Genomic DNA, 24,607 nt, shown 5'->3' on the forward strand with positions numbered 1-24,607 from the left:
GTTATGGACACACAAGAGCCGAGCCCCTATTCTCAAAACGGGACTCTCCTCAATCCTTATAGGATCGGGCATCTTTACGCGACGCGAATTGTGCCATCCGTGCAGCGCCACTGGTAGGCTGCAGGTCAACTGGTCCTCGAACGGGAGGAGATCACTACAGCAGAGGCGACTGATATCGCGCACAGTCTCCTCGCGCTCTATAGATTAGATTGAATACGCGCCCCTTGCCCGGCGAGCACGAGCAGCCCCTCCTTCGTCTCCATCTCTGGCTCAAAGCGCTGCCGGCGAACTCTGATATTATTCAAAGTGCGCTGACCATCTTCAGTTTGCAGGTCACGCAGGATTTTGCCCCCACTCGGTACGTTCACTATTCAAGGTTCGAATGCCCTTGTGACTCCCAGCCTGAGATTCATGAACTCTCGCGAGCTGCTCAAGCAGGCATTTGAACGCTGGAGTTGTATTCAGGACCAACCTGGTGTATCTTCCAAGCGAACACAGGCAGGTGGCGCCCATGCTCCTTGAGCCTCCGCACCTTGCCCTAATGCACGTTAGCTGCCCCAGGGCAGCTTCGCGGTTTACGGCTGTCATGAGTCCACATGCAGATAATTCAATGATTGCAGCGGGAGATAACAATGAGCTCGAGAGATAAAGAACCCAAGAAGACAGTGCGACGGGATTCTGAGGATGGTCGGTTTGTTACGAAGCGCTACGCAGACAACCATCCGAAGACCACCGAGACCGAGCGGGTTCGGGTCAAACCGCCGGCGTCACCCAAGAAGCGCGGAAGATAAGCCATAAGGGGGCCGATCTAATGACGAGCTACCAAGTTACCTGTCATGTTCCTGACGGAGCCGATCGAGATCAACGTATCGACGCGATCGGAGGCGCTGAATGGAAACACCTTATTGATGATGCAATCTACAACATCGACAAGCGCATACACGATTATTGGACGTATGCCGCTGGGGCACGCACCAAGGTTATAGTTGCCGAGCGCAGTAACGGTCGAAAGTACCTCAAGACTGTTGCCGACGGCATTGAACCAAACAATCTTCTGGCACTACCTCGGTGCTCTTGATCGCATCGAAGGGGCGACGCAAAGCCGTGGGCAGGAAATCGGTATCGCAGTCTCGAACGGCAATCGGACGCTGGCCCGCCGTGCTGCCCTCCTCGGATCACGGCGAGCCGCTTACGCTGCTTTGGTCCGACCGGAAATCGACTGGTGACTACCGGCGCTTCGATCATGTCACCTCACGGCGGGCATGATCGAGGCCAACAAGGGCTTCCGAGATTGAAGGCGCATAAGCAATTGTCGGTTCTGCGTGCGGCCCTTCAAGCTCGTCACAATCGCCATGACGATCACGCCCGTTGCCCACGTCACGACGGCTGCGAACATTCATTCCGGCAACGCAGTTCAACAGCGATAATCCCGCGTCGACTCCCACCTCTGGCTTACTGAAGGTCTCTGGCCCAGGCTAGACAAGTCGTTCACGAACGAAAGCGGGTCAATTGCAGAGCCTCCAGTGGAAGCCCGCCTAAGATTCACGGACGTCTCCTGTGGTCACGGCTCCGCGCCTGGCCGTCGTTCCAGTCGGCGCGCAACATGTGCACATGCTCAAACCTCCCAACAATGGTAGAGTCGAGATGCCAGCCGGCGATGATAATTCGCCGGCGCCGTATGGTTCTTTGAAAACTCCCGACTGTTTCAGAGCCGATGCTGAGTTATTGACCACCGCTGAAGTGGCCGAACTACTGAGGATTTCCACTTCTAGCGTGCGACGCCTGCAACAGCGGCGACGCATTCCCTTCCTCAAAGTGGGCGGCAGCATTCGTTTCGCCAAACACGACATCATTTCGTATTTGGCGAGGCAGCGGACCGAAACAATCGATAAATAACGGATATGACAGTACGAATGATAAAAACCTCGTGGTGGGTCGATTTCACGGTCAACTCCACACGATATAGAAAACGTAGCCCTGAGAACACAAAGGCCGGTGCGCAAGCGTACGAAGCTACCTTGCGACAAAAGCTAGCACGTGGCGATTCGATAGAACTCGGAGCGCTACGGTCGAAGGACCTGACCTTTGCCGAGTTCGCGGTGAAATGGTTTGACGACTATGTAAGACCGAACAACAAATATTCTGAGCAACTGTCGAAGAAGTACATTCTATCTTCGTCTCTGCTCCCATTCTTTGGTCGCAAGCCGGTGGGACAAATTAAAGGACACGACATCGAACGTTATAAAGCTCAGCAGGTCCAGCAAGGGTACACCAACAAGACGATCACGAATCGCCTGACGGTGCTGAACAAGTGCTTTCTCACCGCATATGAGTGGCTGGAGCTTGAGGAAGCGCCACCGAAGATCAAATGGCCAAAAAGGGCGTTGCCCGAAATTGACTATCTTTCGCCGGAAGAGTGTGAGTTGCTCCTTTCCCAGGCCAATGGCCTAGTGCGCGAACTGGTTCTGACGGCGCTGCGGACAGGTATGCGGCAAGGAGAGCTCAGGGGCCTTCAGTGGTCATCTCTCGATTGGCTCACGCGCACCGTTGCGGTGAGACATTCATACGATGATCGTGGGAAGACGCTCGTCGCGCCAAAGAATAACCGCACGCGGCATATACCGCTCGACATTGATGTGTACACGATGCTTTACCGGCGTAAAAAGGATACCGGGTACGTGTTCCGAGGCTCGGAGGGTCGCCCGTTCACCAACTACCGAATGCACTACGCGATCCGCAAACTCTGCAAGAAGGCTGGGTTTAGAACCATCGGCTGGCACACGCTTCGCCATACGTTTGCTTCTCACCTCGCAATGCGCGGAGTGCCACTCCCGGCAATCAAAGAATTAATGGGACACTCCACCATAACGACAACTATGAGATACGCCCATGTGGCGCCGTCCACGCTCCGGACAGCCATCGAAATGCTGAACCCAAAGACAATGATGGCGACGGATTCTGGGCAACCCGTGGGCAACCGGTGGCAAGAGATCCAAAGGAGCGTTGCGCGTCAAAACAACTCTGCGGCAGAATACGCTTGATTCTAGCGACGAAATCGTAGCGTCGCGCGACAAACGTAGACCATCTTTCTTGTGACCCTACGGGGAATCGAACCCTGGTCTGCGAGCTTTGATTTGAGCTTGGAAATGGACCAAAAAGAAGGAAAGACTAGAAGTAGAGCCAAAAATTGGAGACTTCAATCGTACTCAAGTTAGCCGGGATTAGTCAGGCTTTATCACTTTTTGGGCAACCCGTGGGCAACCACGCAGTATTATTAGCAAAGGCGATACGGCAAAGGTGATGAAGCATAACGTAAAAGCCGCCATATGGCGGCTTTTGCGTTGAAGAGACCGAACTGGCGACCGAGCAAGTGAGCCCTGATTGACCAATGGCAGCGGCGAAAGGTCGAAAGGATCGATGGATGTCAATCGGCCCTTTAACTGCGGGCTGTTTTCAAGCTGCCATTCTTTCTCTGAAGTGGCACGCCAGTGGCGATTGCTCCGTCGGAGCTGGTCGGGGGTACGGAGACGGAGCGATCGCGGCTCGGCGCGACGATCGCCTAGCGGGCTTGGATAATCGATGCGTCCTACATGACAACAGTCCGGAACGTCAAAGCGCGGCAACCGTGTTGGTCTGCAACCTTGCCTCGCCCGACCGACCGACAAACTCCACTTGCGCTTGGTTGCCGAGATCGAGACGTGCGGCACGAAGCGCAGACACTTAGGATCAACAGCGAACGTCATTTTGACAACACCTTCCTGTCCGCCTCGAACGCTTCCTGATCTTTCGGGTCGGCAAGCTCAAACCAAGAGCCGGGTGCATACGTTGCGATAACCTTGGCAAAGAACGATTTTGGCTCCCAATCTTGCCCTTCGCGCTTCTCGAAAATGATGACTCCGTCGCGGGTGAAATAACTAGGTCCGGAAACATTGCAGTCGACCGAAAGCCCGACGCGCCACAGCCCGCCCTTCACGGTTTGCTGCTCATCTATCATCGGCGAATAATGCACTCCAACCGGCTCGTCGATAGAACAGCGGCCACGCCGCAGAAGATCGCCCAACTTGCCCTGCGCGGTGGTTACGAAGTTGAAGTTGGCGGGATTATGCAGAAAGTGACGGTTCACGCCGCTTTCGTCGTTTGTCACTTCGTGCGCAAGGAGCGAGAGTGCGAACGCCTGCCAGCCTAGTTCCATCGGCTTTGCATACGGCGCCACAATTTTCACGGTGCCATCGGGCGCCACTTCCCAGGTCACAGTATATTCTTCGTTTGTTTTATCGGTCCGGTGTTTGGCCCACGAAAAGATAACTCGCTCGCCCGAGTCGGTCTTTTGACCAACCTCCCATCCCCTGGGGATGAAGTGTGCTACCTTTGAGACCTTAGTGAAGATTTGCTCCGCTGTCTCACCATCCTGCGCTCGCCAGGTTGATTTGACGTTATCGACAAGCGGATTGTCGCTCGTACGAACATCGTCGCTCTTACCGGCTAGCCCACCCGGCAAAATGAACCATACGCCAAGGCCGACACAGAGGCCAAGACCAAGACAAAACCAAAGCACGCGCCGATCGATCATTTTCGCTTCCCCGAGCAGGTGGTTCCTATACCGTTGTTGTTGGGGGGGCGGCGGCGATACTTATGGAGCATGGCGACAATTTCCACGAGACCGGGTCGGGATTTCAGTTCGGGATTGGGGTCCGGAGGGAATGCGCGCCGTCGGCCCTATTTCACGCGTGGCCGATTACTTAACTTACCGCAGGCCGATGGACGTGTTTCAAACGATCCAATATCTTTGAGCCTTCGCTGAACGATTTCGACCAAGATTGCTCCGCAAAATCCAGGTGGCACTTCAGTAGCTCAGACGGGGTTTTCGAGTCGGCAAGAGCTCTCAGAAAAGCAGCCTGGTCGTGCAGAGAGGAAGCAGCCAATTTTAACGTGTCATTCAGTGACGCGGCGAACAAGTTCCTTGTCGCTTCGATTGATTTTTGCCATTGCGGAAACGTAAATGAAACGCGCGATGCAGCTGCGGCCTTTTCTCCAAGATGATCAGTCGCGCCGCCTGCTCCAGGGGGTGACGCCTCGGCCAGTTCGGGCCCACGTGTTCGCCGTTCGCGTTTCTCGTCTTCGTGTATAGTCGCGGTCATCCGATATCTCCCGGAAAGGATTTCTACGTGCTGAGTGGCTCGCCGCTCAGTTTCACTCAGCAAGCTGCAGAGGGTACCACCACCTTCAACATGTCATACCTGCCTTATCTGGTAGCGCTCGATCGGGTACTGTCCAGAATCTTTCGCACTTTTGATCAAGGGACGGCGGCGCAGGAGAACTGGCTGGCCAAAGCCCCGACGCACGCGTCACGGCACGCCAGCACGCCTCCGCGGCGTTCCTCGCAGATCACTTCGATCTCTGGTAGCAGACCTTGCGGCGGATCTCCGGCAATCAAAACCGGCCGAGGAATCACTACGCGGTCTCGCGCCGCGGAGGGACCTGTGGTGTGAGCGCAACCAAAGTGTTGCTTCGTTCACTGCAGTAAACGCGAATGAGAATGCAGGGAACTTGAGCCCGCAGATCACTTTCGCGCGAGACCGTCTTGTGGGCAACAGAATAAGAATGCTACTTTAAATTGCGTGAGGTAGATCTTTTCCTCATTGCAAACATACAATTGGAGGTTGTCGTGACAAATGCAGCAGCGGCGCTTACCCACTCGGTATCAGTGACAGAGAATTCCGATGGACGATTGGAGGTGTTCAGCCTCGGAATCGACAGGGCGCTCTGGCACATCTGGCAGGAAAAGCCGAGTTCAGGTCCATGGTCGAGTTGGGCCTCGCTTGGTGGCGCTCTCACCAGCTCGCCCTCCAGCGTCGATAACTCCGATGGTCGGCTGGAGGTCTTTGCGCGCGGAACCGATAACGCACTCTGGCACATTTGGCAGGACAAGCCGCATGCCGGACCGTGGTCAGGCTGGGCCTCCCTCGGCGGCACCGTCACCAGCGATCCGGCCGTGGTCGACAATTCTGATGGTCGTCTCGAAGTGTTCGCCCGTGGTACCGACAATGCGCTCTGGCACATCTGGCAGGAGGAGCCGCATGCCGGTCCGTGGTCCGGTTGGGCCTCGCTTGGCGGCAAGATCACCAGCGATCCGGCGGGCGTGATCAATTCCGACGGTCGGCTCGAGGTTTTTGCGCGCGGAACCGACAACGCGCTCTGGCACATCTGGCAGGACAAGCCGCACGCCGGTCCGTGGTCAGCCTGGACCTCGCTTGGCGGCCAGATCACCAGCGACCCCGAGGTGTTCATCAACTCCGATGGCCGGCTCGAAGTGTTCGCCCGTGGCACCGACAAAGCGCTGTGGCACATCTGGCAGGAGAAGCCGCATGCCGGACCGTGGTCAGGCTGGGCCTCGCTCGGCGGCACCATCACCAGCGATCCGGCCGTGGTCGACAATTCCGATGGCCGTCTCGAAGTGTTCGCCCGTGGTACCGACAATGCGCTGTGGCACATCTGGCAGGAGGAGCCGCATGCCGGTCCGTGGTCCGGTTGGGCCTCGCTTGGCGGCCATATCACCAGCGATCCCGCCGTGATCGCCAACAGCGACGGCCGGCTGGAAGCGTTTGCGCGCGGGACCGACAACGCGCTGTGGCACATCTGGCAGGATAAGCCGCACTCCGGACCGTGGTCCGGCTGGGCATCCCTGGGCGGCGTTCTCCTGAGCGATCCACTCGCGGCCTGATACGGAATGCACAAGAGGCCGGCCGTCTCACAAGGCGGCCGGCGCCTAACTGACGCATCATGATGATCCACCGCAAGATTGGTGGCGATGCGGTGCTGGGAGCTCGCTTCGGCCCGCTGCTCGATCTGGCGCAGCGGGTGCGCAGCCAGTATCAGCATCAGCGCGGTCCAAAGGTTTATGCGTCACATGCCCCGGAGGTCGAGTGCATCGGCAAGGGCAAAGCCCGCGCGCCTTACGAGTTCGGATGCAAGGCAAGTATCGCCACCCCCGTGACCTTCCCGAAGGGTGGACAGTTCGTGCTCCATGCCAGGGCACTGCACGGCAATCCCTTCGACGGGCACACGCTCGGCCCCGTGGTCGCCGACATGGAGAAGCTCACTGGCGTGGAGGCTCACCGCATCCATTCGACAAAGGGTACCGCGGCCACAACCACCCGCATCGGTTCAGGGTCTGGATCTCGGGGCTCGTCCGCCGCGTCACGGCTTCCATCCGGCGCGAGATGAAGCGTCGTGCGGCTCGGTCGCTTTACCTTGCGACGAACAAGAAAAAGGATGCATCAACCGGCGCACTGCTAGTCTGGCAGTTCACCCAAACCGCATTGTCGTTGCCGGCCCGATCAGCAGTGTTACACCAAGCGTTTTCCGCACCGATCGTCAAGGTGTCCGCCTGAACCCACCGACTCCAACCCTTGATTGCTTGTACGTTGTGCCCGAAATCGATCTGATATATGCCAGCCCCTAACCTCTTGGTGTTCGCGGTGTTGCAACCGAAGCAGCCCGCTATGCTGCCGTCTGAGTTGATTGCCGCTGTTAAAAACACGACTCCTCTGGTCGGCTGCACTGAGCCGGGCGCAACACTGAGAGCGCGCTCCTGCCCTGGAAGGGTGTTGTTATCCTGTCTAGCCGCCTGTGCGACGGCAACACTGGAAAGGGCGATTCCCAGACACGTTAGTGCGATGGTGGCGACAGAACGATCCATGATATCTCTCCTCTACTATTTGGGAACGCCCCCTGCCTTTGCGCAAGCCGGCGCTTTGACCAGCGTCAGCTTCGCTAGCAATGTTGGCATGCCTCCGTCGCTCTAATCAACAACTAGTCCTGGTAGGTGAGCACGCGCTGGCTGTTACAATTCGCGACGTTACACGCATTTTCGAGGCTCAATTTGCTTCGCATGAGGGCGTGTCCCTGGCGTAGCTAATTGTTTGGACAGCCGCCAATCCTAGTAGGCGCCGCATGCCCCCTCTTGGCGCTACAAAGCCTGGCTGGATAAGCCGGGCTGCTAGCAATCCAGATCTATGCCATGGTTTGACGGGGAAGCGCAATTTGCCGGCGAGAGCTGTCGTGTATTGATCCGTCATGTCGTTCGACCGAATCATTTCGTTCTCGGGTTGACCAGGCGAACGCAGCCTGATGCCCCTGCAATTCCATCGCGCTGCCGAAGACATGGAAATATGGAGCGCGATCAGCGACGGCTATTCGTTCGTGATCAGCTTCCAGAGCCCGACTGGTCGTGGCTTCCGCGGAAGGTCGGGCTACGTCGCCTCGTGGCGTCCGCTTGACCAGAGCCGTGGCTCGATCAGGATTCTCGGCTGGCCGCTCCAAAGCTTCGCTGAGGCCGAGAATGCGTGCAACAGTATGCTGAATTACCTTCGAGACGTGAACTGATTCCTACTCGCTGAGAATACCGAGCCTCGCCAAATGCCACAGTCGCGAGCGCCGCCCGGGATACTCGATCGACTCTCACCGCTCACTCATTATGTAAAGGCGTTGGAGGTTATGCTGGCAGCCGATGCAGAGAAGTTGATCTTTAGGAAACGGGCATTCGGGATGATGGGTGATGTGCAATGAGCAGCAGACAGCTTGAAGAAGATGAGTACGACCACGAGGAAGCCGAGGCGATTGCCGCGGCACTTGACCTCACGCTCGATGAATTAAATCAAATCGAGTATACGATAAATGAGATCGCCAACGACGATGGGCTGGTTTACGCATACGGCGTAGAAATCAAAGAAGGAGCCCCGCAGCACATCCTCGATCGGCTTGCGCCGCTGCCCAGGCAGGGCAACTTAGTTCTGATCCATGTGCGGGGATATGCCCACGACGCAGACCAAGAGGAAATGGAAATAGAGATGGCCAGGACCACCGTTTACAAAGTAAAGCTCTACAACATCGCTACAGATGAAGTGGTTATCTCCCGGCGCATGGCCACCTACGAGGGGGCGGCCAAGATGGGAGGGTGGACGGTTGAAGGCACGGGCCATGTAATTGACCTAGCTGACCTAGAACCCGGAGAGGAATGGACACCTCGCGATTTCGATCCGACCACGATATGACGGTGCTCACGACTGAGCATCCGCTCATTTGGCTAACGAAGCACTTTTTCTTCGGAACGCTGTTGCGACTGGTGTCCTGGAAGCATGCTGGCGCTGGCTAGGCGGGCGGTTGATCAGAAGCACCATCAGCGGGGACCGAACGCCTATTCGCTGCGTCCGCTGGCATGCTCATCCGGCAACGGAATGGGAGTAAACTCCATTGGAGTTTGATGCGCCAGCCCGTCCCTAGTTTGCTAGCGTCTTTCTCTCCGCGAAGCCCTGAAACTGTCCGCCTCACTCGTCAGCCACCTTAGCGAGCTTCTATGCATCCAGGAGTGCTCTATTCGCCGATTGGGAGGCCGTCGATCCCGCCGCGGCGCGGCCATCGGAACTTGTCCTCGGTCAGCCGCTTCAGGACCAGCACAAAGCCGGACCGGTCGAAGAACAGCAACTTCATCCGGTCGCAACGGCGATTGCAGAACGCAAAAACCGCCGGAGTGAATGGATCGAGCGCCATCGCCTCCTGGACCAGGACCGCAAGGCTGTTGATGCCAGCCCGGAAGTTGATCGGCTCACGCACTTCATCGCAAGTCGCCGGCAAATCCACCGTCGCCACGCCGTCTTGCCGCGACAGGGCTCGATCGGCGGACCCCTCAAGCTGAACCGGGATGAACGCCGGGCGTGAAGACGGCGGCAGCGACCTGATCGCGGTGTGCTTCTTGATCCACTTCCGAAGCAGGTTCGCGTTGACCCCATGTTCGAGCGCAAGCCTCGATACCGAAACCCCAGGATCAAGGCGGGCCGTGACAAGACGCTCTTTGGATGCCGCCTCGTAGCGCCGGCGACCGTTCCGGCCAACAAGCCTGACCCGCAGTTTCTGATCATCCGCTGCCATCACAAGGTGTCCACCTATTTTATTTTGGTGGACACCTCATGCATCAGAGCACTCAAAAGCAAAAGGTGCGGAGAAATTCGCGCTTACTGGAAGACTAATCTGAACCGCGATCTAACTGAGACTACACGGCCGCCTCCACCGCGGCGACGGCAACCACGCTTCGGGTGGGATCGATGGGCTTCTCGCCCATCATCATCTTATAGTGTCCGCAGTGACCCGTTTTCTCGAATATCCGGCGGAACACGTTAAGATATCGGTCTACCACGCTATTCTCCACGGAAACGTAGAGATCGTCGTGCGCGCTGTGCGATCCGTCATTCACCCAATAGAAGAGTGAGGCGCAGAGCTGCTGGTCTTTGCCTTCGAACTTCCCGACGATGTCGTCTGTGTCGCCATTGCCCAGAATCTTGAAATAGCTCTCGATGATGCGCCTGAGGGTATTCTGGATGGTCATGTTTGAGCGGTTCGGGTTGCGTACTCCGGCCCAGAGTAGTTGTTAGGGCGTCTTGATCCGGTTGTATTTGCAGCCCACCGCCTTTGAGACTTCTTCGACCTCGCGGATAATCCAGAACGTCTCGTGGGCCATGCACTCTGTTCTCCGGCTCGGATCGAACGAGACTTCCTTGTGGAGGTAGATATTGTGGTCAGCAGGAAGACCTGCTTGCCACTGCCCTCGGACAGAACTGAAAATCATATCGAACGGCATCATCACTAATGCAGGAGATGGTTCAAAATGTCTTTTTTGCGGCTCTGTGAGCCGTCATTCCTGGTAGATGAAGCGTTTAGTTTACCCAATACAATCCGGCCAGCCGACTAATGCCGATTGTTCCTTTTCTTGAGGTAAATGTGATGGCAGGCGAGGATCCAGGGGGACTCAGGGCTTTTCTTCAGCGGGCAGAGACCCGATTGGCGACTATGCACGCTGTCGCCGCCGCGTTTATCGGAGGGGCCGGATTGCTCGCCCTGTTTCCCGTCATTCTCCGCGATGCGATCAGCACAGTGCTCAAGGTACTGATTGCTCAGATTTCCGCAGGCAGTCCGGTTGACATGATGTGGGCTTTTCCGTTCGCTTTGATTTTGGTTATTCCCATCCACTCACTCTACTTGCTTCTGCAGCAACTGGTGGAGTTGTATTTCGTCCCTCAAGCCCGACAAACCGAAGAGAAGTTTTTCCCCTTCCTCACCATTGGAGCGATCCTACCGGCGACGGACGAACCTGGCCATGATCTAGTGCTCGACGACTTACTTGCCAAAGAGAATTTAAGCATTGTTATGCCCGGGGGCGAAGCCGCACACAGCGAGAACATTCGACTCAAGCATGTTAGAAAAACATTTCCGAAGATGGCCGATTCCTTGCCCATCGAGAATCAGCCCTATCCGCCGAGCGATAATCAGCCCGATTTATTCCGTGTGGCCGCCGGAATTGCATCTGTTGAATTGCACTCGCTCTCTGCGCAGGCGGCAAGGGTTATCGCAATTCTTATAAAAACGAACATCAGCGTGAGAGTCATCGTGATCAGGTACGCAAAGGCTCTTATTGTTTTTGTGTGGTCAACCCTGTTCATCTTCTTAATGAACTCGATCACACAGTCCAACGAGATGCTCGGTGAATATCGAAAGGGGTGGCTGGTGATCCTGGGACTCATTTGGGTAGCGGTGACGCCCACGCTAACCGCAACTCCTCTCCGCTGGCTAAGACGTTTAGGAAAACCTGCCGGTCAGAGCGGACTGCACAGCGATGCGCACTTTTTTCAGTTTGAAGCTGCTGTCTACTCGGCCTGCTTGGTCGTGGCGCTCTGTATACTCGCCATGGCCCTGATATTTTCGACTGCACTGGGAGCGATGGCGACCTGGGAGATCTTGGTCGCTTTTGGAAGCTTCGCGTTTCTGCTACGGCATGGGTTCAACAGCGGTATCCTTCCAGGAAGCCTCGAGCGCTTTCTCTTTCGTTGGCGAAGTAGTTAGTGCTGATCGCAGCGTGATATCAGGAAGTCGGAGCAGTCCAGGATACAAATAACAAACCGGTCCCTCATGGTGCTCGCATGGGGTCCACTTCACTGAAACGACGACACAAGAACTACCGGCGGCGGCATCAGATTCATACGGCCTTCAAAAATATGCGACGGAAGAATTTGAAGATACAATCATCGGCGACATTCCTCCAAGAAAAAAAGTCGACCGGTTTGATCGACTTTTCGAAGATACTTGGAGGTAAATGTTTAGTTACCCTTCTAGTTCACTTCAACGGGGTTGAAGGGGAATCATATGATATAGCGCGATGGCGCAGAGTATTAGATAGGCTGCCAATAGGACCCGGCCGACCCCATCAGAGAAAACAATATCTCTGCTTGCTCTACCGAATCGTTTTGCCATCGTCACCACTTGTTGGCCCACTCGATCTACGTTCATCAAAGACCTCCTTCCTAAGTCCGGTGTCGGGGATCATCGACTTGCGCGACAAACACCGGCAGAGACTTGGGAAGGTGTATCTGCCACCCTTCGCAACTCCAGATAGATCATAGGTGGAGGGAGAATCGAGTCAAGCGGGCAAGTGCCCCATGAGGCAGTTGAAGCCGTAATCGGGGAGATGCCTTTGGCCATTTAGAGGCTCTGTTGAGCCACCTCTTTGGCTTATAGTCCTTCAATGAAATGGGATGTGAGCTTCTTCGAAACGGAATTGACCAAATGTCAATGCCAGTCAGGCCGAGGCAATCGAAGGTAACTCAAGATGCACAGGTAGATGATGGCTGCCGTTTACAGCGACCGCCTCGCACATGGCCGAACAGCGATGCTTCGAAGTCCTGGCACCCTCGCTCGGGCGTACTCCCGCATCAGCGCTTCGCGTCCGGCAAGCAGCGGATTCATGATCGCTTCCAGCATGGCGTCATCGCCGACCAACTTACAAACTCGCGTCGCGAACAGGGTCCGCGAGACGACCGCGAGGAAGCCGAGGGCGATTGTCGCGGCACTTGACCTCACGCCCGATGAACCAACTGAAATCGAGTATACGATACACGAGATCGCCAACGACAACGGGCTGGTTCACGGATACGGCGCAGAGATCAAAGAAGGAGCCCTGCGATGTACTGGATCGCATCCCATACCGATCGCATGCAGGTCTTGCGCGGTCGCCCGACCTTGCTCGGCCCTGGCATCAACAGCTCGATTAAGGCCCATTCCGCATCCCTGCAATCGCTTGCACAGCGGAGCTCCCATCTGTCATGCTGACAGTGGGTGATTTCGGTCCAGGTCATCTGCTTCTCCGATGGCTTCGAACGCCTCGAAGAATCACAACCTGCTGAAATCACCCAACCTTAATTTCCAGTCGGCCTTTAAGAGAAGTTTTGATGCTGCGGCCTTCGCATGACTGCTCTTTCGATCGGCCGACAACCGGGATGGGGCCGCCCCGAAAAGCAGGGGAAGGTCTGCTTACCTGAGTCAGAATGCCGCGCGCTCGTGCGGTTCTCAGCACGGGCTGGCCGTGATTCAATGCGCCATCCATATACGCACTGCTCGCGGCTCTCACGACGGTGCGGATAGGGGGTAGTGCGCGAAGGGATTCGGCGCTGCTCGCCACTACTATCTCTTTTTATCGTTCCTGTTTCACTACAGGGAGGTCCTGCACCGCGGCAAAGCGAACTAGCATCGGGCACCCACGCGCGATTGGCTAGAAGCCGTACTTCCGCTTTCGGAACTCGAACGCTTCCTGGCCGCCCTCCAGTAGATCTTTGATCATTTCCTTGATGGCGGGAGTGTCGATCGATCCGCATAGATGGTCAGGGATCGTCGCGTGCTCGATGCCGCCCTCCACCACGGGTGTCAGGCCAGCAATCTGCTCGGCGTCTCCGAGAACCGGAATATTAGCGTTGTGCGTCGAGAAGATGAATTGCCGCTTTTTCTTCTCGTCTCGCATGGTCAGAACGATACAATCCGCAATGAACCGGTTGTCGAGATCGTCTTCCGGTTGATCGACTATCAACGGCGCATCAGATTCAAGGAGAAGGAGAAGGAGCACGGCTGTCGCCCTCCTGACCAGTCGAGAGCTGGGCAAGTTCTTTCCAGGTTTGAACCTTCTCATTGCCGACGTTCAGTTCCAGCGCAGCTTCGGCCGGCACTTCACACTCCTCAATCTCCAGAGCGAGCGCCGAGCCTCCTTGCGCCATCCGCTCGGCAGCGTTCTGTGAGAACCCGTATTTGCTAACAAGCGCAGCGGGTCCTTCGGCGACTGCCGACCCGAGATCAGTTAAGCTCAAGTCGCTGTTTGCGCGGAGCCGCTCAAGCGGTTGAGTGAAATTCCCTGAGCAATGTTTGCGAATCACCGTCTCCACCTGGTCGAGCGCCGCGCTTGGACGTACGCTGACGCGCACGCGATCTTTCAGGTGTTTTGAGACCTTGCGGGCCGCCTTCTGAAGCTCACGATAATCTTCTGCCTTTGCGGCGTCCCACTTGGCCAGCAACTCGCGTCTAACCTTTTGCAGTCCCGTCAGGGCCTTATTGCGCGCCTTGAGTTCGACCTCCTTCGGCTTCAGGCGCTCGACTTGATTCTTGTATTGAACGAACTTGTCGGCGTCGTGCCCCTCCGCCTTCAATTGCTTGAGCGTCTTCTGATAGAGCTCGTTTGCCACCGTTTGTTTCGGCGTCCATTCAGTCTTGATCGCCTCAGCGGCCTTGGTTGCGTCCTTTACGGCGGCCTCGATGGTCTTGCCTGCGGCAGCGATCTTCTGAAGTAGTTCCTTCTGGACCTTATCCAGCTTCGCGACGATCGCGCCGTTGGGAAGCTCCTTGGCATCTTCCCCAACAATCGGTCCATCCGCCGTCCCGTCGGCGAGAACGTCGGCGGCGAGATTTCCAGCGTCCGCGACCATTTCCAGGGCGGTTTCGAACAGTCTACTTTCCTTGTCGATCTGGGTCTTGTCCTTAAGCTTCTCATCGAGACCGGCAGCCGCAAATCGCTTGAGATGCTCCTTGAGCGTCGGCAGCGCCGCAAGTGCCTCCTCGATGCGACCGACCTCTGTTTCCTCTGTCGTGATTGCCGCTCGTGAGCGCTCCAGCTCCTCGCGCAGACCGGCCTTGGCACCCGACTTGTCCGTGGACGGTTCCGTAAATCGACGCAGCAACTGGGCGAGCTTCTCGGGGAATCTAGTCAGTTCAGAAATTTCGTGCTGACCGTAGACCTCAAGATTTCCGAGGACGGACTGAGGCTTAACGTTCTGCAAGAGCTCACCGCTTTGGTCGCGGACGCGGGCCTTGCTGCCATAGATGCGCTCGACTAAGTAGTATTGAGGCGACGGGCGCGGTGAGCGTAGCAAAACCGAGATCGTCGTGCCCTGCCCTAGCGCGCTTTTGATGATGCTGTCATGCAAACGTTTTGCTTCGTCGCCCTTGGGCGCAAGCTCGAATGCATACCGCAAGCTTTCGATGAGGGTGGATTTTCCCGCCCCTCGGCCGCCGATCAGGGCATTGAGAGATTCGTTGAACCGGAGAGATTGACCGTCGAGCAATCCGCCCGCCCAGAACACAGCGATCAGCTCGGTATGCGGCGTCGGAGCCGGGTCGCTGTTGAGGCGGATGCGGGAATCGCAATCAAGAAACGCTTGGCGCAGTCCCTCGATCGAGGGAACAACCATCTTGATCCAGGTGGTCGTGCTCGGATCAGAGAGCGCAGCCGGGTCGCTCACATCATTGGCGTTGATGGCGGCCACAATGCGAGGCCGCGCGTGCGCCGAGTCCTTGTTAGCGATGATGTCGCGACAATTCTCTGGCGCGTCGCCACGCGGGCCAGGCAATGCGATTGCGAGAAGATCGGGGTTGGCCCACACGCGTACTCGGGGCTGACCTTTCAACGTCGTCAGCAGGCCAGAGGGACTGCACGCGTGGGCGGCGACCGTGATCCCGCCCCTCTTGGGGATTTCCTGCAGAAGGTATTCGCACGTCTTGTCCGACTGCGGCGACTCGGCTGTGAGATCCGTCACACCGCAAGCGCCGATCGTCCGTTCCAATTCGCTGTGGCTGGTAGAGCCAGGAAACAGACAAAGCAGATGCACGCCTTCGCTGGAGCTCGCCTCGAAGCCAAGAAAGACGTGGACCCCAGCGGCGGCGAGGGCGGCGGCGAGCGTTTGCGAGGTCGCGATCCGGAAGTGGTCGGTGATGCCGACGACCTCGATCCCTTCCTTGAGGCACGCTTTGACGATCGCGTCGTTGTATTCTTGCTCGGTCTTGAACGCGGATTTCTTTGCGTGGCGCGTGGTATAGGCGAACGGGTTGACCTGGAGTGCGCACTTGAAAAAGCGCGCGCCTGACGGCTTAGCTACGGCATTGCGAATACCCTCTGGTACCGCGCCGTGACCCATGAGGCCTGCGAGTTGGGGATCGGGCGAATCGCCCATAGAGCTGTGCATGCAATGCATATTACTCCCGCCGACAGACCTAAACCAATCTTCAATTAGAAGTGGTCCAAATTCCGGGGCCCGCCTGCTACGTCAACGACCGGTTCACGGATTTCGAACCGGCCGCAAGATAGACGGCCCCTCCAGATTTACTGTGAGCAGTGTTGACAAGGCATATCACTCTCCGGTTGACACCAACCTCTTCGAACGTCGTCGACAAATCCCAGCCGAGTGTTACTTGTTCGTACTTAGTACAACACGCAAGATAGCTCGCAGCTGTGTCGTGTTTTGCCGATTTGGCAAAATCGCCAATCGAGCATCAGAGAGGCGCGACCGCTAGATTCCGACTTATGTCCCGTACCACGTCAATATTCTCGGTTTCTTTGCCACCCGAGATGCTGGAAGAGCTCGAGCAAGTGCGGAAGGTGGAGCGCCGCACTCGATCCGAGCTTATGCGCGAAGCGCTACGCTGGTACTTCAGAACGGACACGTTCACACGTTCGGCTGGCTAAGATGCCTGCGAAACAGCATAATTAAGCTATGGCGATCGCATCACTGTGTGTCCAACTTGCATTGCTCATCATCTGGATTTTCTGCTTACATCGACCGCACCTACAACAGCAGTTGCTCCGTAGATATCCCTTCCACATAGCATACGCGTTGACCCTGCTTCTGCTCTTTTGGACGGCGGCAAGGGATCCGATATTCACACGCGATCAGATCAGTTGGCTCCTTTATCTTGGGATCACGGTCGTATTTTTGCTTGGAGAATTTTCAATTGAAAAGAAAAGTGGATGGTGGAACTAATCACCGTTAGCAGTATGGGCCGTAGCAGTTTCTAGGTCTTACGAAAATTCCGCCACTCGATCGCGAATAGTAACTCCAACTTGGAGGAGGAAGGTTACGTCGGAAGAACGTAGGTGAGTTTATATCATAGGGCCGATAATGTCGATAAATTGCGTTGGCCCCCTGATAGTACGGATAGACCAAGGTCCTTGGTGTTATTTGATAGTACTGCGCATTACATTGGCCCGTGATTGCAAGGCCGCAGAAACGCTAATTGAACCTGCCCAAAGAACGAGACGATTAAGGAGCTTCATAGCAGACCTCCTCAATACTTGAGTGGGCCATGTTACTCTGCCGTCAAACCGTTCTAAAGTGGTTCGCATAAAATAAGTGACTGGCTGCTCTCCGGCCCCTGGTAGCCAGGGAACGCTTCTCTTCAAGAGCTTGCCGCATGTGGCGAGCCGATTGCGCATGTATTGAATTGAAGTCTCGGACTTCCCATAAATTCGGTTGCGCGAATGGCAAATCCGAGACCGAGCGGTCCTTGATATTTAGCAAAAACGGCAGATCCGAACGGATCTACCGTCTCCACGCGCCTTGGTCTTATAGGGACGCGATGTACTGGAGGCGGAGGTTCTGGTCCCACCCGCCGTTGAGCGCATCGAGGCGGTTGACGTTCACGGTGAAGCCTTTCTCTGTGACGGCTGTGACGGCGATCCCGAACGTGTCGGCGATGTTCCCCGTGTAGTTGGTGCCTTGCAGCGGTGTCGCGACGACGACAGGGGCTTTCGGGAACGGCGTCCCGAAGGTCACTGTGTATTTGTAGGTGCCCTTCGTGCCGCCCTCCGGGACGAGGCTTCCGGCGGCCGAGCTCCCAAGCGTCGCGATGCCAGCGATGGTCTCCATGATGACTTCCTCCGTGGATCGGTGATGCGGACAGTCGCCCATCGCAAGGGCGGCTGTCCACTCGAGTCATCGTACCTGAGGAGAGCGAACAAATAACCTACCAAGTCTGGTAGCGTCGATGGGTCCAGCAGAGCTGGTCCCGGTTGTCTGAACAGAATCTCCGCGTCGATAAGTGGAGCCTCTGCCGGGGGTAGGCTGCCGTGCAGAGTGGCAGCGAGGTGAAGTAGGCTTGATCCGGTGCGCCGCCGTCAAGGCTCGAGTGTGGACGTCGGCCATTGTAAAAGTCGAGGGGTGAACGTCGCGCCCGGTGAACTGGGAGCCATGGTCGATGTTGAAGATCTCGGGCTTGCCGTGCCCCTCCAAGGCTTCCAGTGGGCGCGAACGCCACCTCCATGGTGACCGATAGCCGCCACGACAGAACCCGGCGGGTGTCCCAGTCCAGCACCACGGCCGAATAGACGAAGCCCCGCGCCATCTTGAATGGAGTAAGAAGCGCCTAAGCGCTTCTTACTCCATTCAAGATCACGGGATGGGGCTGGTACTATTTGTCGACCGTGCTTGATGCCCCTCACGCTACATCGTGGCCTGGCGGCTTGGTCCAACGATGGCTTTCGCCTACGTCACGGCCACACTCGACCAGGCCCCGTGACCTCTGGTATCACGAATCCCTTCGTCGGAGCCAATGTCTCCGCGACACTGCCTACTAGATCACGTAGTGTAAAATGCTAGTCGATTGTGGCAAACGATAAGCCAGTTTAGCGAAGCTGGCCGGAGCATAGAAATGTCTGGCGCCGAAAATGGCAATCCGCTGATAGGATTTGCCACCGACATCAGACCACTGTTTACGCAGACGGACATCAATCACATGATGTGGCTCTGTGATCTTTCCAAGTACGGCGACGTCAAGACAAATGCTGATCGGATTCTTCGCAGACTGAAGGCGCAGGGCGGGCCGGTGATGCCGCCACCTCCTGCGAGGGGTGGGGACGGCCCCTGGTCGGCGGAGAAGATTGCACTGTTCCAGAGTTGGATCGACGGCCGCTATCAGCCCTGAGCTGGGCCCGGTGCGCCGATTTTCTCGAGGAGCTTTCATGCAGAAGCTGCGATCGATTGTTTGTTTCGTCACCTGTTCAATTTTATGCGGATCATTGGCGGCGGTAGCTCAACAGCCGCCGGTCGGTTACTTCGATATACCGCCAGGTTTCGATTATCCCGCAAAGAAGCAGACACTCGAGCAATATCGGACATCGGCAAACGTTCCTGCGCAGCGCCTCCACGTCTGGAACGTATTTGCGGGCATGACCCAGACGACGCCGGATGGGAAGTACCCGATCTTCGAAACATGGTTCTCGGAAGATGAGGTCTTTAAGGTCGGTCCCGAGCCGCAGGCGGTGGGACCACGACGCATCGTGCGGCGTTTCAAGCAGCCCGCCCAGTTGTCGGTCATCCCCGGTGAACCTTGCCGCAAGCTGCGGGGACTGCTCTACTGTCGGAGGTGCTCTACAACTACGCGGGCTACAAGCACGTACGCACAAATCGGCTCTATCTCACCGTCGAGCTTGACGCGCTACGAGCAAACGGTGCGCCGGATTCGGTCGTTCCCGGCAATCGCATAATTCCAGCTTTTCCGTCTGAGGCTATCTCGCTGAAGACGGTGTGGTGGCCGATTGCTCGGGACCAGGTCACTGCATTGCCCATCTGGGATCCTGAGAGCAATCCGCCCCGTCCCGCTGGTAACCCGTTCACGACTTGGGCGCGCGTCGTTGCGGTCGACCCGAACCAGACCAACGTTCCTCCCAACGCGACCCGGTCGGTATTCTTTCTAGGCAAGCAGTTTCCCAATTCGCATTTAGTCGGCATTGACGCGTTCCATGCGGTCAAGCTCGACGCACAGACGGCCCAGAACGCGATGGCGAACGATCGGTTGGCCCGAGCCGCGGAGCTTGCGCTCGGCCGACCGTTGCAGGAAGGCGACTACGTGGTTCTGGTGGCTTCCCATCGTAAGCGTAGCTCTGAGGCCCATTTGATTGGCGCTTGACGTCTATTTTGAGCGCGTGGTGCGCCGGCGCGGCTTCCATATGTCGGACAACGCATTGACAGCGGCCTCAAGCGCCTTCCGGTCGACGACGTTGGGATCGAACTGCTCCGGGCCCCAGAGGCGCATATGTTCGTGCTCCGGATGGGTGGGGTCGCTGATGGCGTCGAGGTATTCAGCATAGCCTGGCGCACCGCCGACATCTTCCGGAGGACAACGGCCGGCGGCCTCGAGCAAGAACGGAAGTCCCTCCGTTGTCGTGTTGTCGAACCACTTTTCAAGCTTGATCACGTGATCCCAGCTGTCGCCGAAGTCGTAGAGATAATGGATCGTCTTCGCGCCGGTCTCCTGAACGATATTAGAGAGCCGCGTCTTGCGGGCATCGATGGGCTGAGGGCCAAAATCTCCATCGGGATCAGGTATACCCCAACGTCCTTCGCCGGCCAGGAACTCGAAGAGATGGCTGTTCGTCCAGCCAAACGCCGCCTGAAGCGTCAGATGCAGCCGATCAAGGCGCAGGGTGACGGGTACGACAAGGCGACGCATCACCTCCGGCTTCACATCCTTGAGGGTCACCTTGATCCGGACCGCGGTCGTGTTCAGGCTCATGCCGCCAGCCTCGGATCGTGTGTATGCATCGTATAGGTCGACGCCCAGGGAAGCAGTTCGTCCAGTCGCGCCGCAGGCCAACCATTGACGAGCTTGGCGAGAACGTCAGCGAGCCAGTGCTCGGCACTGACGCCATTGAGCTTACAGGTCTCAATGAGCGAAGCCAGCAATGCCCAATTCTCGGCACCTTCGTCGCAACCGGCAAAAAGGGAGTTCTTGGCATTGAGCTTGATTGGCCGCATCGCTCGCTCGACCGCATTGGTGTCCATCTCGATGCGCCCGTCATCAAGGTAGAACGTTAGGCCGTCCCAATGACGCAGCGCGTAACGCAGGGCCTTCGCCGTGTCGCTCTTCTGCGCAAGGTGAGCAAGCTTGGCCTCAAACCACTGCTTCAAGGCTGTAGCCAGAGGCCGGGCATGCGCTTGTCGCCCCGCGCGGCGCTCGTCCGCAGATCGGCCGCGGAGTGCCTTCTCGACCGCGTAAAGCAGGGCGATGCGCTCAAGGGCCTCGCGGGCAACCGGAGCTGGCGCCGGCGCAGCCTCCCGCTCGATCTTCACAAACTGGCGCCGCAGATGCGACCAGCAGAAGGCGAGCGTCCCGGACAGGGCGTCCGCACGCGTCTCTCGGGTCATGGTCTTGTAAGCCTGATAGCCGTCGCAGTGGATGATGCCGCGATAGCCCTCGAGCAGCCTCAAGCCATGAACGGCCCCACGGCCCGGTGCATAGGCGTAAACCACGCCAGGTGGATCAGGTCCGGCCCAGGGCCTGTCATCGCGTGACAGCGCCCAGAAGTAGCCGGTTTTGGTCCTGCCGCGCCCTGGATCCAGCACCGGCGCCGGGGTCTCATCGACACAGAGCTTCGAAGAGGCGAGCAGAAGCTGGCGCAGACGATGCCACAAGGGCTTCAATTCCTGGGCGGCGTAGCCGACCCAAAAGGCGAGCGTGGAACGGTCGATGGCGATACCGTGGGTCGCCAGCATCTGCGCCTGACGATAGAGCGGCAAATGCCAATGATACTTGGCGTCAATTACATGCGCGACGAGACGCTCGGTGGGCAGTCCCCCCTTGATCAATCGCTCGGGCGCAGCGTGCTGGAGGACGACGCCATGACAGGCGCGGCAGGCAAGCTTGGGCCGGCGGGTGACGATCACCCTGTATTGCACCGGAACGACGTCGAGCCTCTGGCTCTCATCGTGACCAATCTCAACGAGATCGCCTTTGCAGCACGGGCAGCAGGTTGCAGCCGGCATCAGCGTTTCGACAATGCGTGGCAAATGCTCCGGAAGCTGACCACGGTTGGCTCTGCGCTTGGCAGTTCTCTTCTCGCGGGCTCTGGGATTGGCGCGATCCTCAGCTGCTTCGAGAGCCGCGACGGCCTCTTCGATGTCCTCCAGAACAAGCTGTAGCTGATCAGCGTCCAGCTTTTCCGAGGACCGACCGAACTGCGCATCCTTCGCAAGCTTGAGCAACCGCTCGAGCCTGGCGCAGCGATCCAGCAGAGCCGCGGCAAAGGCACGCAACTCGGCGGGATCGCTCGGCAGCTCATCAGGCAAATCACTCACGGGCCCGAGTCTGCCATGCTTCGCGCCTCGATGCAGCGAAGATTTTATGTCCTACGCAAGCGCTTTCGGCTGCAGGATCCGAGGCGCGTGCATCCGCGTCCAATCCATGCCGGCCAGAAGCGCGGACAGCTGGGCGGCATTCATCCGCATCACGCCGGCCACGATAGGAGGCCATTTGAAGCCGCTGCCATCGAGCCGCTTCCAATACATCACAAGGCCGCTGCCATCCCAGACGACAATCTTCACCCGATCGGCGCGCTTCGCACGGAACACCACCGCCACGCCCTTCATCGGGTCATGGCCCAGCGTCTCCTTCGCCAACAGCGCCAAGCCCTCCGCACCTTTTCTGAAGTCCACAGGTTGCGTCGCCACGTAAATCATGAGGCTCGCGGGCGGCGTCAGCATGAACGTGTCCGTCGAAGCGCCAAGAACACATCACTCAACACAGCAAGGCCAGGCGTCCCTCGCACCTCCACGCGTGCCCCCTGGAGTTCAACCGTCACAACGGCTGCTTCCGGCGACCCGGTGGGCTCTGCGGCCGCCGGTAGCGCCGATTCCGATACCACCGGCACGAACGACAGCGTGTCCGCCGAAGCCGGCAGCACCAACTGGCCCAAACGCGCCCGGCGCCGCCAGTCGTGCACCTGTTGGGGCCGGCACCCATGGCGACGCGCGACATCTGTGACAATCGCCCCCGGCTCAAGGCTTTCCGCGGCAATCTGTGCCTTCAAATCGTCCGGCCAGCGCTTTCGACCTGCGCCTGCGTACACTTCGATACGCGGTGACAACGGTCGTCTTATGTCGTCCGAATGGTCGTCCATTGTGAGCACCCTTGCAGAAGATGACTCTTCTAGCGGTCCTCTCAGGACTGAGTACAAAAATTCTCAAGGGCCTCAACGCCACGCTTACTTCCCATCTGACTACCAAAGAGATCGACGACTGGGTTTGGGCGACTCTCTGGTGGCACGACCGACCCGACGATGGCCCTTTCGCCGCCGACCGGCCTGCCAAGGTTGTCGGGGTCTGGCGCAATTTCCTCATGAGCGCGACCTACGACTTGGACCTGCCGCGCGAGCCGGACGGAAAGCCGCATATCGCCTTCAATCCGTGGCTTGAGGCGGGTTTTCCGGATGGGGGATCGGGCAACGGCACCGTGAGCAACTGTATGAACTGTCACAACCGATCCGCTTGGCGGCCTGACTGGCAGGGCCAAGGGGGACGAGTGTTCCTTCCAATCTTTCGCGGCAAGCCCGATCTTCAGAACGATCCCGCGTACGCCGCCGGACGATTGCGAACGGACTTTCTTTGGTCGGTGCCATTCAACTCGCAGTGATCGTCGGCCAATGGTGCGCTCGCCATCTTCTCGTGCTGCGACGGCATTGAGCAAGGCCAAGCGGATGGCTCGGTCGCTGGATGGCGTCTGCGGGGTCGACTACGGGTTCGCCTTCAAGGACGGGAAGCGTACCGACCGGATGTCGGTTCGATTTCATATGAACCGGAAACAGCGTCTCTCACGTCTGCCCATCGACCAGAGACTGCCGAATAAGATCGATGGCATCGACCTCGATGTCCTGGAGATCGGCTACAGCCCTCACGCCGGAACTCCGCGCGCGCCCCAGCGTCTCGTCCAGCCGGGTCTCAGTGTGGACAATCTCAAGCAGCGGAGCACAGGTACACTAGGAGCCATAGTTCGCGACCTCACGACTCAAGAACGCTATCTCTTGAGCAATTGGCACGTGCTTTGCGGCGGGCCCGAAGCATCGGCGGGGATCCGATTAACCAGCCAGGGCCGATGGACCTAGGCAGCAGCCCCCCTAATGAGGTGGCGAACTTGGAACGGTGGCTCCGCCTGTCGGAGCAGTTCGATGCTGCCCTCGGACGGCTCGCCGACCACATGGATCTGAGCGAGCAATTGTTCGGAACCGCGGTCGTGCCAACGGCCACGGTCGCGCCCGCTCTAGGAATGTCGCTGATCAAGAGCGGTGCAGTATCGGGCATCTCGCAGGCGCTGGTTGATGGCGTAGCCGGCACCTATAGGATCGACTACACAGGTTTCGGAGACGGGCCGGAATGGATGCAGGGATTCCGATTGGTACCGGATAAGGCCACGCCGGCGACTGCCCTCAGCTTGGAAGGCGACTCCGGCTCGTTGTGGGTGGAACAGTCTACAAGCAGAGCCGTGGGTTTGCACTTTGCGGGCGAGGACGATGCCAGCCCTTTAAACGACTATGCGCTTGCGCATGCGATTGATGACGTGTTCGTCCGGTTAAACGTCGGGCTAATTGGGCCGTGACCTCGTGGTAGGGTTTCAAGGCGCCGAGGGAAGTCAACGTTTCGCGCTGGCTATAAAGAAATATTCCGAGCAGCCGAACGCTCGAGGCAGCGAGACACTTGGC

General features: G+C 57.7%; 22 protein-coding genes and 6 pseudogenes. 15 read left to right on the forward strand and 13 right to left on the reverse strand.

The annotated features are described in order from the left end of the window. The first annotated feature begins 811 nt into the window (after window positions 1-811). The 3 genes from ACVWZM_RS14565 to ACVWZM_RS14575 all read left to right on the forward strand — a co-directional run bounded on the left by ACVWZM_RS14565 (window position 812) and on the right by ACVWZM_RS14575 (window position 3,041). Window positions 812-1,078, forward strand: coding sequence for a DUF3892 domain-containing protein (locus tag ACVWZM_RS14565; RefSeq protein ID WP_080586328.1), 267 nt, complete (start codon window positions 812-814; stop codon window positions 1,076-1,078). A 479-nt stretch (window positions 1,079-1,557) separates the two neighbouring features. Then, window positions 1,558-1,896: a helix-turn-helix domain-containing protein gene (locus tag ACVWZM_RS14570; RefSeq protein WP_456816944.1), complete on the forward strand. Its 339-nt coding sequence runs from the start codon at window positions 1,558-1,560 to the stop codon at window positions 1,894-1,896. Window positions 1,897-1,913: 17 nt separating this feature from the next. Next, window positions 1,914-3,041 (forward strand): tyrosine-type recombinase/integrase, encoded by a 1,128-nt coding sequence (locus tag ACVWZM_RS14575; protein WP_456853683.1) that lies wholly within the window; start codon window positions 1,914-1,916, stop codon window positions 3,039-3,041. 698 nt (window positions 3,042-3,739) lie between these two features. On the opposite strand, the gene ACVWZM_RS14580 is transcribed toward ACVWZM_RS14575, so the two are convergent. Beyond that, complete coding sequence (locus tag ACVWZM_RS14580; RefSeq protein ID WP_456853685.1) at window positions 3,740-4,570, reverse strand: nodulate formation efficiency C protein; 831 nt, start codon at window positions 4,568-4,570, stop codon at window positions 3,740-3,742. Window positions 4,571-4,739: 169 nt separating this feature from the next. After that, on the reverse strand, window positions 4,740-5,138 hold the full coding sequence (locus tag ACVWZM_RS14585; protein ID WP_456853687.1) for a phasin family protein: 399 nt from the start codon (window positions 5,136-5,138) through the stop codon (window positions 4,740-4,742). A 527-nt stretch (window positions 5,139-5,665) separates the two neighbouring features. Here ACVWZM_RS14585 and ACVWZM_RS14590 point away from each other — a divergent pair. Then, the gene (locus ACVWZM_RS14590) at window positions 5,666-6,721 is read left to right on the forward strand and encodes a hypothetical protein (protein WP_456853689.1); all 1,056 of its coding nucleotides are present in this window, start codon (window positions 5,666-5,668) and stop codon (window positions 6,719-6,721) included. A gap of 65 nt (window positions 6,722-6,786) precedes the next feature. Then, a pseudogene (locus ACVWZM_RS14595) lies at window positions 6,787-7,238 on the forward strand (IS5/IS1182 family transposase); the annotation flags it as partial. Window positions 7,239-7,246: 8 nt separating this feature from the next. On the opposite strand, the gene ACVWZM_RS14600 reads toward ACVWZM_RS14595, so the two are convergent. Further along, window positions 7,247-7,699, reverse strand: coding sequence for a hypothetical protein (locus ACVWZM_RS14600; protein ID WP_456856875.1), 453 nt, complete (start codon window positions 7,697-7,699; stop codon window positions 7,247-7,249). Between the two features lie 431 nt (window positions 7,700-8,130). Here ACVWZM_RS14600 and ACVWZM_RS14605 point away from each other — a divergent pair, with 431 nt between their 5' ends. Together ACVWZM_RS14605 and ACVWZM_RS14610 are read left to right on the forward strand one after the other, a co-directional pair. After that, window positions 8,131-8,385, forward strand: a complete 255-nt coding sequence (locus tag ACVWZM_RS14605) for a hypothetical protein (protein WP_456853691.1) — start codon at window positions 8,131-8,133, stop codon at window positions 8,383-8,385. A 179-nt stretch (window positions 8,386-8,564) separates the two neighbouring features. Then, on the forward strand, window positions 8,565-9,053 hold the full coding sequence (locus tag ACVWZM_RS14610) for a hypothetical protein (RefSeq protein WP_456853693.1): 489 nt from the start codon (window positions 8,565-8,567) through the stop codon (window positions 9,051-9,053). Window positions 9,054-9,372: 319 nt separating this feature from the next. Here the strand turns inward: ACVWZM_RS14610 and tnpB (ACVWZM_RS14615) are convergent, their stop codons facing one another. Beyond that, window positions 9,373-9,927 carry an IS66 family insertion sequence element accessory protein TnpB gene (gene tnpB / locus ACVWZM_RS14615; protein WP_456853695.1) on the reverse strand — a complete coding sequence of 185 codons (555 nt, stop codon included), beginning with the start codon at window positions 9,925-9,927 and terminating at the stop codon, window positions 9,373-9,375. 121 nt (window positions 9,928-10,048) lie between these two features. Then, window positions 10,049-10,408: pseudogene (locus ACVWZM_RS14620) on the reverse strand (AAA family ATPase); the annotation flags it as partial. A 368-nt stretch (window positions 10,409-10,776) separates the two neighbouring features. Here ACVWZM_RS14620 and ACVWZM_RS14625 point away from each other — a divergent pair. After that, window positions 10,777-11,892, forward strand: a complete 1,116-nt coding sequence (locus tag ACVWZM_RS14625) for a hypothetical protein (RefSeq protein ID WP_456853697.1) — start codon at window positions 10,777-10,779, stop codon at window positions 11,890-11,892. Window positions 11,893-13,004: 1,112 nt separating this feature from the next. Here ACVWZM_RS14625 and ACVWZM_RS14630 read toward each other — a convergent pair. Both ACVWZM_RS14630 and ACVWZM_RS14635 read right to left on the reverse strand, forming a co-directional pair. Next, window positions 13,005-13,181, reverse strand: a pseudogene (locus ACVWZM_RS14630) (IS5/IS1182 family transposase); the annotation flags it as partial. Between the two features lie 413 nt (window positions 13,182-13,594). Beyond that, a pseudogene (locus ACVWZM_RS14635) lies at window positions 13,595-16,325 on the reverse strand (TrlF family AAA-like ATPase). Between the two features lie 338 nt (window positions 16,326-16,663). On the opposite strand from ACVWZM_RS14635, the gene ACVWZM_RS14640 reads away from it, so the two are divergent. Beyond that, a complete protein-coding gene (locus ACVWZM_RS14640; RefSeq protein ID WP_456853699.1) occupies window positions 16,664-16,825 on the forward strand; it encodes a CopG family ribbon-helix-helix protein in 162 nt (53 codons plus the stop codon). A gap of 877 nt (window positions 16,826-17,702) precedes the next feature. Here ACVWZM_RS14640 and ACVWZM_RS14645 read toward each other — a convergent pair. Next, window positions 17,703-18,005, reverse strand: coding sequence for an H-type lectin domain-containing protein (locus ACVWZM_RS14645; RefSeq protein ID WP_167358264.1), 303 nt, complete (start codon window positions 18,003-18,005; stop codon window positions 17,703-17,705). A gap of 97 nt (window positions 18,006-18,102) precedes the next feature. Then, a pseudogene (locus ACVWZM_RS14650) lies at window positions 18,103-18,495 on the reverse strand (hypothetical protein); the annotation flags it as partial. Between the two features lie 19 nt (window positions 18,496-18,514). Between ACVWZM_RS14650 and ACVWZM_RS14655 the strand changes: the two are divergent. The 3 genes and pseudogenes from ACVWZM_RS14655 to ACVWZM_RS14665 form a co-directional block, all read left to right on the forward strand. Beyond that, window positions 18,515-18,648 (forward strand): annotated as a pseudogene (locus tag ACVWZM_RS14655) (DDE-type integrase/transposase/recombinase); the annotation flags it as partial. A 138-nt stretch (window positions 18,649-18,786) separates the two neighbouring features. Beyond that, window positions 18,787-19,059, forward strand: a complete 273-nt coding sequence (locus ACVWZM_RS14660; RefSeq protein WP_456737474.1) for a hypothetical protein — start codon at window positions 18,787-18,789, stop codon at window positions 19,057-19,059. Between the two features lie 405 nt (window positions 19,060-19,464). Continuing rightward, window positions 19,465-20,043 (forward strand): hypothetical protein, encoded by a 579-nt coding sequence (locus ACVWZM_RS14665; protein ID WP_456853701.1) that lies wholly within the window; start codon window positions 19,465-19,467, stop codon window positions 20,041-20,043. Between the two features lie 3 nt (window positions 20,044-20,046). Here ACVWZM_RS14665 and ACVWZM_RS14670 read toward each other — a convergent pair whose 3' ends face one another. The 4 genes from ACVWZM_RS14670 to tnpA are packed head-to-tail and all read right to left on the reverse strand — an operon-like array spanning window position 20,047 to window position 23,032. Further along, a complete protein-coding gene (locus ACVWZM_RS14670; protein ID WP_253589677.1) occupies window positions 20,047-20,649 on the reverse strand; it encodes a plasmid pRiA4b ORF-3 family protein in 603 nt (200 codons plus the stop codon). Next, window positions 20,646-22,211, reverse strand: coding sequence for an IS66 family transposase (gene tnpC / locus ACVWZM_RS14675; RefSeq protein ID WP_253625024.1), 1,566 nt, complete (start codon window positions 22,209-22,211; stop codon window positions 20,646-20,648). The genes ACVWZM_RS14670 and tnpC overlap by 4 nt, the downstream gene beginning before the upstream one ends. Before the next feature lie 51 nt (window positions 22,212-22,262). Continuing rightward, window positions 22,263-22,616 carry an IS66 family insertion sequence element accessory protein TnpB gene (gene tnpB, locus ACVWZM_RS14680; protein WP_091878593.1) on the reverse strand — a complete coding sequence of 118 codons (354 nt, stop codon included), beginning with the start codon at window positions 22,614-22,616 and terminating at the stop codon, window positions 22,263-22,265. Continuing rightward, window positions 22,610-23,032 (reverse strand): IS66-like element accessory protein TnpA, encoded by a 423-nt coding sequence (tnpA, locus tag ACVWZM_RS14685; RefSeq protein WP_247280258.1) that lies wholly within the window; start codon window positions 23,030-23,032, stop codon window positions 22,610-22,612. The genes tnpB (ACVWZM_RS14680) and tnpA overlap by 7 nt, the downstream gene beginning before the upstream one ends. A gap of 11 nt (window positions 23,033-23,043) precedes the next feature. On the opposite strand from tnpA, the gene ACVWZM_RS14690 reads away from it, so the two are divergent. From ACVWZM_RS14690 to ACVWZM_RS14700, 3 genes are read left to right on the forward strand one after another with little or no spacing between them, the layout of a single operon-like run. After that, window positions 23,044-23,544: a hypothetical protein gene (locus ACVWZM_RS14690; RefSeq protein ID WP_456853703.1), complete on the forward strand. Its 501-nt coding sequence runs from the start codon at window positions 23,044-23,046 to the stop codon at window positions 23,542-23,544. A 46-nt stretch (window positions 23,545-23,590) separates the two neighbouring features. Beyond that, on the forward strand, window positions 23,591-24,013 hold the full coding sequence (locus ACVWZM_RS14695) for a hypothetical protein (protein ID WP_456853705.1): 423 nt from the start codon (window positions 23,591-23,593) through the stop codon (window positions 24,011-24,013). A gap of 29 nt (window positions 24,014-24,042) precedes the next feature. Continuing rightward, complete coding sequence (locus ACVWZM_RS14700) at window positions 24,043-24,504, forward strand: hypothetical protein (RefSeq protein WP_456853707.1); 462 nt, start codon at window positions 24,043-24,045, stop codon at window positions 24,502-24,504. Window positions 24,505-24,607 lie beyond the last annotated feature (103 nt).

It is taken from the genome of Bradyrhizobium sp. USDA 4501 (genome assembly GCF_054062115.1).